This is a genomic window from Parendozoicomonas verongulae (assembly GCF_009711465.1).
In the GTDB taxonomy this organism is placed as follows: domain Bacteria; phylum Pseudomonadota; class Gammaproteobacteria; order Pseudomonadales; family Endozoicomonadaceae; genus Sansalvadorimonas; species Sansalvadorimonas verongulae.
The window spans coordinates 9537-21242 of sequence record NZ_SMME01000808.1 but is presented as its reverse complement, the minus strand read 5'-3'; the positions used below and the strand labels follow the sequence as shown (position 1 = coordinate 21242).

The window sequence follows — 11706 nt, the reverse complement described above, 5'->3', positions numbered from 1 at the left end:
TGAGAAATTTTTACCCTTTGATCTCTTATAGCTTCCAGCCCATATTTTTCACTAATGAAGTGGTAAAGTTTCATCTGTTCATAATTCCCTAGAGCATTGTATTGAACAATGTGGATTAATTCGCCTAACAGAACACTTATACGAATCAGTGTCGCATAAACACTATATGAATAAAACCCAAAACCCCCTCCAACCAAACGGCCAAAGGGGGTCCAAATTCAAACCGCTCTTATAGAACGTTTAAAGAACTATCAGAACACAGTCTGCTCACTGATCTCAGTAGTCAGAGTGTTAAGAGCCTTCTCAACCATCTGACGACGCATCAGCTTCTCTTCTTCCTTATCCATCTTGGGGTTACCCAGTGGGTGAGGAATGGCAACAGCAGGAACGATACGGTTCGCGCCTACAGTCTGAGAGATGGGCACTACTGTAGCGATGTGAACTACAGGCATTACTTTTTCGATTTCTTTAACGAGCGTTGCACCGCAACGCGTGCAAGTGCCTCAGGTGGAGGTCAGAATGGCAGCGGATACACCAGCATCCAGCAGCTTCTGAGCAATCTCGGCACCGAACTTCTTGGAGTTAGAAACGGAAGTACCGTTACCTACAGTGGTGTAGAACTTATCGTGCAGAGAGCCGATGAAGCCTTCCTTCTCCAGATCACGCAGAACGTCAACAGGCAGAACCACGTCGGAGTTCTCGTTGCACTTAACGGGGTCGTAACCACCGTGTGCAGTTTCGTGAGTTTCTTCAGTCAGATCGAAGATACCTTCGATGGAGTACTCACCGTACTTCTGAGCGGAAGAAGATTCGATGTGGTCAGGGTTGCCCTTAGGAACAACACCACCGGAAGTGACCAGACCAATCTTGGCATCTTTCAGAGAAGCCAGCGCTTTGAAAGGCTCAACACGGTCGAATACAGGCATTGGGTATTCGGTGGTGAACTCTTCGCCGCCCAGCTTGGCGATCAGCATGTCGACAGCACGAGCCGCGCCACGCTTTTCGGCAAACATGTTCACACGCAGGTTGCGTGGCATGTAGCCATCTTCTGCTGGCATGCCCAGCTTGCCGCCTTTCTCAACGAAAGTCTTGATCAGAGCAGCCATGTTAGGCAGGGCCTTACGCATGTCAGCCGCGCTGTTCTTGGTTTCAACCATGTAAGCGGTTTGCTTGTACAGGTCGTAACCTGGGTTCTCTGGGTACATGCCGGAGATGCAGGTGATGCCCATTTCGGAAGCCAGCTTACCAACACGGCCGCAGGCTACACCGTAACGGCCAGCGTTGAACGCAGGGCCCGCTACGATCAGGTCAGGCTTAACCTGTTCAATGATTTCAGCGATACCGGCAACGGCAACGGCTTCGTTTTCGTTGAAGTAGCTGTCACCACAGATGATGGTGTGAGTGATTTCAGCAGTTTCACCCAGCATGTTGTTCAGCGCGCCACCTGGGCCTACAGGGCCTTCCACCAATTCGATGGGGTAGTTAGCCGCCTCTTCACCGCCCTTCTGTCCGAAGAACTGGTTGATGTAATGCAGAATACGCATTTCTTTTGTCCTTCCCTTAGCCCTGACGTGCAGTCAGGTTGTGGAAACCAAGCTCGTTAGTAGCACCAGTGATAGCCTGGATCTCTATGCTGATGGAACCGTCGGCGCGCAGGGAGCCTTCAGTACCGCCGGCAATCATGTCGACATAGGTATCGTGACCAATCAGACGTTCCATTGCTGGCAGGTCGATGATCATGTTGGCGTTACCGTTGGAGATAACCGCGTCACCCTTAGGGGTGGAGTCAGCCAGAGACTGAGACTCGCCCTGGTTACCGGCGTATTCGTCGGTCAGCAGAACAGTCTTGATGCCAGCGGCTTCCAGCTTGTTGCAATTCATAACCAGGTCAGCGTCTGGGTTACCGAAACCTTCTTCGGAAACAACTGCTGCGTCCCAGCCCTGCTGTACAGCCAGCTTGGTGACCCAGTTGGAGGAGCGCTCTTTATCGGCCAGGGTTACGTTTTCGTTGGTTACGATTACGCCCATGAAGTTGTACTTCTTGCCGTGGTGCTCATACAGCTCGTGGATAACCGGGCTGTTCTGATGAACCAGAGATGGGTTCTTGTCGCAGGCAGATACACAGTTACCGGAGAAGATTGCGCCGTCCATAACCTCAGTTGGGTACAGGAGAGTTGGCACAATGTTCTTCACGTCAACACCGTACAGGTAGGTGTCGTGCAACAGGCCCTGGGATTGCAGCATGTACACGTAACCAACTTTTGGCAGGTCTGGGTATTGTGCAGCCTGCTCCAGCAGAGGCTTGGTTTCGTAGGTGTTCACTTCATCTGCTTCTGCAGTCTTGGCGATTTCACCGATCTTACGGGCAGTTTCCAGGCCTACAGTACGCAGAATCTGTTCGTGCTCGTATTGGTTGCAGGACTCTTCAACTTCGCAAGTGATTACGAGGTTCAGAGTGGAGGAGAAAGGCGTGTACTCAGCGCCAGGGCCAGACATGTCGATGATGCCTTCCTGGAAGCCAACAACCTTACCGGTTGTCATAACAGCCATGCCCTTCAGGACGTGGGTGCGGCCTTCGCCAACAATGTCGTTTTCACCAGCGTTGCGGCCAGGGAACATGTGACCCTTGCCTTCTACTTTAACGCGAGGCTCGATAACGTCTTTAACCGGCATGATGCGGGTAGCTTCGCCTGGCAGGGCGATGTCCAGCTTCACTTCGGTGATACGGTGATCGATTTCACGGATAAAGCCGATGATGGCTTCCTTGTCGATCTCGACACGATGAGCGCCATTTTCCCCACAAGCGAGAGCAGTAGCGTTGCCGAACGCCAGCTCCTTAACGTGGATATTTCCAACTTCGAGTTTCACTGATAGTACTCCAGTACAAAAAACCCAGTCGTATAATTAGCCGTAAGCTCTGTAGGTCCCTGAGGGGGGCAGCACCTACGGCTAGCCTTAAACTCTTGTTTATAGAGCGTGTTTATTTAGATAAAGCCGGCTTCTTTCAGAACAGCCGCCGCTTTGTCTTTGCTTTCACCGGCGATCATCACGATCGGACCGGTGCAGCCCATGCCTGTTTTAGCGAAGATGCCAGCTTTCCAGCAGGCTTCTTTAGCGTCTTCGATATCGAGGATATCGATGCCGCCGATGTCAGCGTCAGTCACAGTCTCGGCAGGAGCAGAAACCGCTTCCTTGGGTGCAGAGTCAGTTTTCGGTGCCAGGCCTGCCAGAATATCGTCCAGACCAGCCTTCTTAGCCGCAGCCAGTTCCGCCTTGTACTGGGCAATCACGTCACCGCCGGCGCAATCCGCCATCAGTTCCATGGCACCGGCCACAACCGGAGCACCGGAAGCGCGGGAGATAATGCCCACCAGACGTTCCTGACCTTCACCCAGACCCGGGCCGTAACCCATGCCGGAAGCTTCGTAGCTGCCGCCGGTGGTGAAGGAGGAGAACACCTTCATCATCAGGTTGCCGGTCAGAGAGTCGGTCACCATTACATCGGGCACGCCTTGCAGCAGATCGTTACCGCGCATCAGGGCGCCACCGTCTGCACGGGCAGACTCGGTGAAGCGAACGTCGTAGCCGCCTTCAATCAGTTGGCGCAGAGAGCGTTCAACCTGAGCCGCGTTATCAACATTCAGGATGCCGACAGTGGGCTGCTCAATACCGCTGGCCTTAGCCATGGCGATACCGGAAATAGCGTTCTTAACCATCGCCGCTGGGCGCAGGGTATCTGCGGTGCCAGTAGTGGTGGCGATAATCATTTCGCGACCGGTTGCAGGAGTCACAACCTTGCCGACAGTGCTCACACCCAGAGGGAAGCCGTAGTGCATGGCTACGCAGCCATCCAGCTCACCGGAGTCGAGCATTTTTTCCATCAGCAGGTGGCCGTCGTTCATGGTTTCGACTTTGTGAAGCTCAAAAGGCTGCTCTAATGAACCAGCGTCAGCGTCACCAATCAGAACAGGTTCAACACGACCGGTACGGGCAGCCAGAGCGGCCGCGCGGATCAGTTCATCGTTACCGTGCTCGGAACCGATCAGGGTCAGGCCGATGCGGGCCTTGCGCTTGAAGCTACCACCGATCAGGCCATTGGCCATATCAGAGAACGCTTCGCTAAGTGCTTTATTAATCTCGGACATCCTATTGCCCCCTTACTCGTTCTCAGAGCCGGCCAGACGTGCTGCAACGTCTTGCATGGCCTTAGCCACCAGACGACGAGCTTCGTCTTTATCAAAGGCAGCTGCCTGATTTTGTGAAGAGCCGTGAACGCCTGGGTTCTTCTCTACAACAGTGGAGATACCGTCGAACAGGTTGGTCATGCGGCCCAGGAACAGGGAACCTTTACCAATCACCATGAAGCTGTTGATATCGCCGTTCATGATGGCGTCGCGACCGTGGCCCAGGTAAGGAACACCTGATGGGATATGACCCTGAGTCAGGGCAAAACCAGGCATGCCGTGGTTCTTCACGAAGTTCATCAGCTCTTTACGTTCCAGCTGACCTTCTTTAACTGCCAGAGCGCCAATCATTTTGAAGTTGGCCTCTGGCACGTCACCGGCACCGGCAGGCTTGGTGATTTCAGGGTTCTGCATTTCTGCAGAGTAGCGATCGATATCGGTGATCTTGCGACCAACAGCCTTCAGAGGCTCGGATACCAGTGCGGAGGTAACCGCCTGTGGAGAGGAGCCAGCGCCTACGTTCAGGCGACCAATGATATCGGTGTTCACAATTGGGCTAACGCCGTCGTTTTCACCAACGATGAAAGCAAAACCAGCCAGGCAGTCTTCCAGAGCTGGCATATCTTTAGCCAGGTGCTCACGGCTGTTCATGCCCAGCTTGGCAACAGCGCCACCGGCTACAACCATAACCTTGCGGAATGCGCCGCCTTTAACCAGAGCTGCTGCGTGAACCAGAGAATGAGCAGGTGCTGCACAGAAGCCGCGCAGGTCGGAACCGGTTGCGGAGGAGCAACCCACCATTTCTGCGATAGCTTTTGCGAAGTTGCCACCACCACGCTGGTTGATGTCGCCGCAGGCTTCTTCAGAACATTCGATCACGTAATCGATGTCAGACAGGTCCTGGCCCTGAGCTTCCAGCATCAGTGCTGCGTGAGCACCTGTGGCCTTAACGGTCAGGTTCTCCAGCATGATGTGAGCGGAGAGGTTTTCGTCTTCGTCGTGGGCCTGCTTAACGATACCCACCAGTTCACCGTTCATGGTCAGAGGCTCAGCCTTGTGGCCTTCCATCATGGCGTGCATGTCAATAGCGGACATAGCCTTGCCAGCATCCAGAGTGAAGCGCTTCAGCTGTGGATGAGCAGCCAGCTTAGGGTTGGCGGATGCGATGAATTCAGGAGTCAGGGCAACCAGATCGAAAGCGTCAGAGGCTTTCAGCAGAGCGAAAAATTCTTCCTGAGGCAGAATGTCGCCGTACTTGCCAGTACGCTCAGCAGGCGCTGCGCTCTGATACCATGGCTGCGCCATCTCGCCCAACTGCTGCGGGGTGATGTTGCCGATATAGCACTGGTTGGGTGGGTAGTTCACAACGTCTTCAAAAGAACGCAGACCTTTTTTCAGAGTATCGAAGTACTCGTAGTCGTTACGCGCTTTGGCGGTAGTCGGTGTGGAACCGAAAGGAATGAAATCCGGGGTATGTGCAAGTGTGTAACTTGCCGCTTTAACAACTGCAAAACTCACGTTTCAGACTCCGTGATGCTCGTCTTAAAGGCGTTGCCCTTGATTCAACAGGCTGTGCCTTTATAAAGACCGTTCATGAACTGTTTTGGAACAATACCCTGTGTACCGGGAAGGTACTGTCTGAAAACAGCTTGTCGTTTTTATTCATGTTTTAAGAAGGAGCCCCGAAGGGCTCCCAAGAGGAGCCAGCAGAAACATCTTTGAGGAGAACCCTCGGGTCAGTTTCTGCTGCCTGACCCTTAACCGCGGAACTGAGACATCTCAGCGGCGATTTCTTCTACTGGAAGAACCATTTCCATCATGCCGACCTGTTCTTCGTACACGTCTGCATCAAAGGTTTCTTTCAGTGCTTCTTCAGTAATGTGGTAAACGGAGAGTCCTAACTGGACTCCGGCTAATGGACCGGCAAAAGTCGGATCACCTGCAGTTACGGTTTCAGCAGCAAGGCCGGAAGCTTCGGCTTCTGCGCCACCGAGAACAACCACTACGTTCTCGTTACCGTGAGTTTCTGCGAGGTCTTTAATCCGCTTCTGGTTTTCCAGATCCATTGCGCCTGCGGAAGTTCAAACGAAGCATTCTGTGGTGGAGAAAACAACGTCAGCACCGGCAGTCTTTACACATTCTTCAATGGCAGGACCAGGTACGCCGTCGCGATCGCCCAGAATGACAACTTTCTTGTCTTTCAACATGGCTAATGCTCTTAGCGAGTTAAAGTTTTGGTAGTTATTGAACTAACTACCCCCTAAATCTATCCACGATACAATTCAAAAAAGAATCATGAACAGGTTTTTCCGTTTTGATAATCGCCGAATCCTTCCGGCGATAATCTGATTCATTAAAATGAATCTGAATTCAATCAACCGTTATTGATCTCTGCTATTAGCAGTATTCTTTAACAGTGTTTTCAATCTCTTCTACAGTCAGCTCTTCGCCAGACAGGTGTTCTTTCTTTTCACCCTTGTCGAAGAAGACAATGGAAGGCAGGCCCATTACGCCCTGACCCATGGCCAGACGACGGTTGCCTTTAATGTTCAGCTTGGCGAACTTAATTTTTCCATCGTACTTTTCAGACAGGGCAACAACATCAGGCATCAGCTCCAGGCAACGACCGCAAGTCTCACCCCAGAAATCAACCATTACTACGCCGTCAAAATCTTTAACTTCTGCGTCAAAGTTTTCTTTAGTAATCTCGAGCATGTCTCAATCCTTATCGCGCGATGCGTTATTAAACCAGCTGATTCAGTTCTTCTTGAGAAGGGCGAACCGTACGCTTAATTTCCTGGCCGTTGCTGAAGCGAACAACTGTAGGAATGTCTTCTACGTTGTAGCGGCCTGAGATGTTCTGACTCTTGTAAGTGTCGATCGTTACCAGAGGCAGTTCCTGTTCTTTGCAGAAGGCTTCCAGTTTTGGCATCAGGGCAATGCCGTCCTGATCCAGTGGGTTCCAGAACATCACGGCTACATCGCCTTCAGCTTCCAGAACTCGCTCCTGCCAGTTCTCTTCTTCCTGCATGTAACGCTCGGCGGCTACGGCTGCGATGGCGCCGTCTGCAGCTGCGGTTACAACCTGGCGGAGGAACTTGTCGTTCACGTCACCGGCGCCGAATACGCCTGGTACGTTAGTGGCCATTTGCTCATCAACCTTGATGTAGCCGCCTTTTGCCAGTTCCACAGTGTCTTTCAGGAAGTCTGTGTTCGGTACTGTGCCGACGAACATGAACACGCCGTCACATTCAATTTCGCTGACTTCGCCAGTCTTCAGGTTCTTAACGCGAACCCCGTTAACCAGTTCGTCGCCGCAGATTTCTTCTACGGTGGAGTTCCACACGAAGTCAATCTTGTCGTTGGCGAAAGCCTGTTCCTGAGCGGTGCGGTCTGCATCCAGAACACCTTCGTCGTGCAGCACAATCATCTTGATGCTGTTAACAAACTTGGTCAGGAAAACAGATTCTTCAACAGCCGTGTTACCGGAACCAACAACTACGATATCCAGTTCTTCAAAGAAGTCGGCATCGCAGGTTGCGCAGTAAGATACACCTTTTGATGTAAATTCACGCTCGCCCTTGATTCCAAGAACGCGAGGCTGTGCGCCGGTTGCAACAATAACTGTGCGAGCTCGGAGGGTTTCACCTTCTTTAGTAGAAACCTGCTTAATAAAGCCGTTGTCTTCTACCTTGATGCCGTCCACTGTGCCACGTTTGAATTCAACACCGAAGCGTTCACAGTGATTGCGGAATGCGCCCATAATGTCGGGGCCGGTTGCCTGATCAATACCTGGATAGTTTTCCAGTTCATTGGTCTTGGCTGCCTGACCGCCAGTTTTCGCACTGGCTTCCAGAATAACGGTACTCATCTTTCCGCGTGCGCAGTAAATGCCAGCAGATAAACCGCCTGCACCACCGCCTACAATAACAACATCAAGAATGTCAGACATGTCTGCTCCATTGATTCGATTCATCGCAGGCAAAAGCAATTCGAATCAACACACAAACACAGTTGATTCCTAAACAGCCTCGAAAAAAAGCTGACTTAATTTTGCCTCTGTTTCGTTGGTGAGCATCATGCGCCTGTCAGGATCGACAAATATTGACTTGAAGCAAATTATTTTTGTCTTTTCGGTTTTTACGTACAAATAAACTACACATTATTGCATTATTTTATAGGTACCAATCACCACCCACTTCGCTTAAAAAACAAACAAAGACTAGAAATTGTACAATTTCGAGACAGATAAGGTGTTTCCACTGCAAACTCCCGTTATAAAAATTATTTACGGCGACCATAAAAATAAAACACCAGTAAAATGCTGATGCTTTATTCAGTTAAATGACCTCCAGCAGAGCCAGAGCTTAATTAAGATTTATACGAATTAAGGCGCGTAAAGTATTGGAACGTCTTCATCTGAAGGCCACTCTGGCCATTCGGACATAGGAGCATCTTTTTCCTCTTCATCTTCTTGTTCCTCTTCATCTTCTTGAGAAAAATTCAAGCTGGGCCACCTACTCATTTGGCTTTGGAAGCCGACATTTTCAGAAAATTCAGTAGGCAGATAATCAATTGGTGTATCTACTCTTTTATCTTCGCCCGTAGTAACAAGACGTTTTGCAAAATGTGCTAGTGCGCCTTCCGGCCCATAGCCGGGATCATCGCTCCAGATCACACCATCGACATCTTTAAACATACTCGCAGGCAGTGCGCCAGTCTGCTCATCAGTTAAGGTTACGGCATACAAAGGCAGTTCAGACCTGAGTGGTATTTTTTTGGAGGAATGGACAACAAACAATGGGCAATACTTCCCCTCCTCACAAACCTGAGCAGCAGCTACCTGCCTCATTAGCGCACTGCCAGGCTCTATAGAGGAGCGCTCTGAAAAATGCACGACAGAAACGTTGCGAACCCTTTCGCGATCCAAAGCAATCAGCTTGGTACGAATATTTCTTTCTGCCCCCTCAGTTTCTATATGAGCATCTATCTGGTATTGCCAGCTGGATATGGGCAGTTGACTTAGTTTGAGGGGCAGCGTGATATAGCCATTAATAATGGGTAGCCTGTAATACTCACCGGCCTCAAATATAAAACCCTGCCCATCAAATAACGGTATCATGTAAACATGAGCAAAAACATCATGCAGCTGCGGGTCAATTAAAATTCGCAGTTCCTCATTGAGGTCAGGATTAAACAGCTGTGCTTCACGAAGCTCTCGCTCATGGTTACCCTCCTCCAGAAATTTTTGAGTGAACACGAAGTTCTGGTTTATCGAACCAGTGCCTATTGCTGCATCTTCTATTGCGAATATTTTATGGGAAAACGACCACCCATGTTCCTCGTTAAGGAAGTGAAAAATCGTTTTAAAAATTCTATTGTAATGCGTCAGATTAACCTGCAAACAGTCAGGAGCAATGCGCTCTCTCTGCAGCTTACCTTCCGAAGGAGTAACCACTACGGCCAGCCCCGCTTCATCCACCTGTTTTTGGTGCTGTTTAAAGTATTGATAAACCGCATTATCAGACGCTGGCGACCCATCAGCAGGAATTTTGGAGAAATCGAGAACCAGGATGCTCTTTTTCATGGCCGCAACTCTGTCTTGCAAAAAAGGGGCTTCCTCTTCTAACTCTACACCAGCCATAAGCGGAATCGGATCAATATCAGCAACAACTGGTATGATCTTATAGTGAAACGTCTCTCTATCTCTCAATTCCCAGCTTTTCTCAAGTGGAAGTGCAGCCACCTGAAGGTTAAAACGGGTGATTTCTATAGGTATCTGACTCAGGCTTTCATAGGAAAGGACAACACTGTAGTTATTAGTATCATCCTGATAAAACACTTCAATAGGAATAGTCTCTGCCAATACACCATGCTGGTTTGCAGACAGTCCTCCCTTTATAAAACGCCCTCGGGTGCGAACTCCGTTAACAACGGGATATATAGCCAGCGAAAAATGCAAACCCATATCATTAAGAGCTTTTCTCTCTTTAGCGTTTTTTATAGTTAGAGTAAAAGTAGGGTCATATATTGAGACAACGGTATCGTTCACCCCTACCAACCTATCAAAGAGCAACTCCCTGGCCTCTAGCGGCCCATTTAATCCTGAAAAATCTGCACCACCCGGTTCCCCTTTCTTTCCTATCATATGCTGCAACAGTGCGTCATCTGTAAAGGGTAAGCCCGTCCTGGGGTCAGTTTTTACAGCCAAAGTTTCCAGAGGGTAGAGCAGACATACCACAGTCAAAAGAAGGGCTTGCTTCATAGCACGTATAGATAACATGAGAATTGCTCTCAGAATCAAGAGCATCAAAATATAGATGATGATGGCCAGAAGAGCAGTGTTAACCTCTTCCAATATAAAATGAGCCTGTATTGACCAAGGTTGTCGTTGATGGTGAGAGAATGGAAATCGCCATGAATGCCAGACTCATCAAAGCCCTCGATCAAGTAGAAGACCTTCTCGAACACATTCCTGAGTCAGAACCCGGCTGGGTATCCAAAAATAAGTGCTACAAGTGGATAGAAGAACTCAGGCTGTGCCTCCTTCCCATTTGGCTTTTGGTACCGACACCTTTAGCAAACTCAGTAGGCAGACAATCAATCAGTGCGTCTACTGTTTTATCCTCGCCCGCAGTAACAAGGCGTTTTGCAAAATGTGCTAGCGCGCCTTCCGCCTTATAGCCGGGATTATCGCTCCAGATTACACCATCGACACCTTTAAACATACTCGCAGGCAGTGCGCCAGTCTGCTCATCAGTTAAGGTTACGGCATACAAAGGTATTTCAGATCTGGGTGGTATTTTTTCTGAGGAATGGACAACAAACAATGGGCAATACTTCCCCTCCTCACAAACTGGACTGGCAGCTGCCTGCCTCATTAGTGCACTGCCAGGCTCTATAGAGGAGTACTCAGAAAAATGTACGACGGAAACGTTGCGAACCCTTTTGCGATCTAAAACAACCAGACTGGTACGAATATTTTTCCCTGTCTCCTCAGTTTCTATATGAGCATCTATCTGGTATTGCCAGCTGGATATGGGCAGTTGACTTAGTTTGAGGGGCAGCGTGATATAGCCATTAATAATGGGTAGCCTGTAATACTCACCGGCCTCAAATATAAAACCCTGCCCATCAAATAACGGCATCAGATAAACATGCGCAAAGACATCATGCAGCTGCGGCCCAATGAAAATTCGCACTTCCTCATTGATATCCGGATTAAACAGCTGTGCTTCACGAAGCTCTCTCTCATGGCTATCCTCCAGAAATGTTTGAGTGAACACGAAGTTCTGGTTTATCGAACCGTGGTCTATTACTGCATCCTCTATTTCAAAGATTTCATGGAAAAATGACCACCCATATTCGTGCTGAAGGGAGTGAAAAACCGGCTCAAGAATTCTATTGTAATGCATCAGATTAACCTGCAGGCAGTTATGAGAAATGCGTTTTCTCTGCAACTTACCTTCTGAAGGAGTAACCACTATGGCCAGTCCCGCGTCATCTACTTGTTTTTTGTGCC

At 49.6% G+C, this 11706-nt stretch carries 9 protein-coding genes; all 9 read right to left on the bottom strand.

The features are described from left to right. Positions 1-251 precede the first annotated feature (251 nt). Positions 252-1544, bottom strand: a complete 1293-nt coding sequence (gene grdB / locus E1189_RS09080) for a glycine reductase complex selenoprotein B (RefSeq protein ID WP_155159755.1) — start codon at positions 1542-1544, stop codon at positions 252-254. A 16-nt stretch (positions 1545-1560) separates the two neighbouring features. After that, positions 1561-2868: a glycine/sarcosine/betaine reductase component B subunit gene (locus tag E1189_RS09075; protein WP_329601959.1), complete on the bottom strand. Its 1308-nt coding sequence runs from the start codon at positions 2866-2868 to the stop codon at positions 1561-1563. Between the two features lie 116 nt (positions 2869-2984). Beyond that, positions 2985-4145: a glycine/sarcosine/betaine reductase complex component C subunit alpha gene (gene grdD / locus E1189_RS09070; RefSeq protein WP_155159754.1), complete on the bottom strand. Its 1161-nt coding sequence runs from the start codon at positions 4143-4145 to the stop codon at positions 2985-2987. A 12-nt stretch (positions 4146-4157) separates the two neighbouring features. After that, the gene (gene grdC, locus E1189_RS25755; RefSeq protein WP_329601958.1) at positions 4158-5702 is read right to left on the bottom strand and encodes a glycine/sarcosine/betaine reductase complex component C subunit beta; all 1545 of its coding nucleotides are present in this window, start codon (positions 5700-5702) and stop codon (positions 4158-4160) included. A gap of 239 nt (positions 5703-5941) precedes the next feature. Beyond that, a complete protein-coding gene (grdA, locus tag E1189_RS09060) occupies positions 5942-6391 on the bottom strand; it encodes a glycine/sarcosine/betaine reductase complex selenoprotein A (protein WP_155159753.1) in 450 nt (149 codons plus the stop codon). 190 nt (positions 6392-6581) lie between these two features. Then, entirely contained in the window at positions 6582-6899 is a 318-nt protein-coding gene (trxA, locus tag E1189_RS09055; RefSeq protein WP_155159752.1) for a thioredoxin TrxA, read from the bottom strand. 28 nt (positions 6900-6927) lie between these two features. Beyond that, positions 6928-8136, bottom strand: coding sequence for an FAD-dependent oxidoreductase (locus E1189_RS09050; RefSeq protein WP_155159751.1), 1209 nt, complete (start codon positions 8134-8136; stop codon positions 6928-6930). A 435-nt stretch (positions 8137-8571) separates the two neighbouring features. Further along, positions 8572-10542, bottom strand: coding sequence for a hypothetical protein (locus E1189_RS09045; RefSeq protein ID WP_155159750.1), 1971 nt, complete (start codon positions 10540-10542; stop codon positions 8572-8574). A 154-nt stretch (positions 10543-10696) separates the two neighbouring features. Then, a partial coding sequence (locus tag E1189_RS09040) for a hypothetical protein (RefSeq protein WP_196221341.1) occupies positions 10697-11706 on the bottom strand: 1010 nt, incomplete at its 5' end.

What these genes read in the sequence shown, in the direction of transcription:
- grdD (WP_155159754.1), bottom strand. Translation starts at nt 4,145, where the DNA reads ATGTCCGAGATTAATAAAGCACTTAGCGAAGCGTTCTCTGATATGGCC.
- trxA (WP_155159752.1), bottom strand. Translation starts at nt 6,899, where the DNA reads ATGCTCGAGATTACTAAAGAAAACTTTGACGCAGAAGTTAAAGATTTT.
- E1189_RS09050 (WP_155159751.1), bottom strand. Translation starts at nt 8,136, where the DNA reads ATGTCTGACATTCTTGATGTTGTTATTGTAGGCGGTGGTGCAGGCGGT.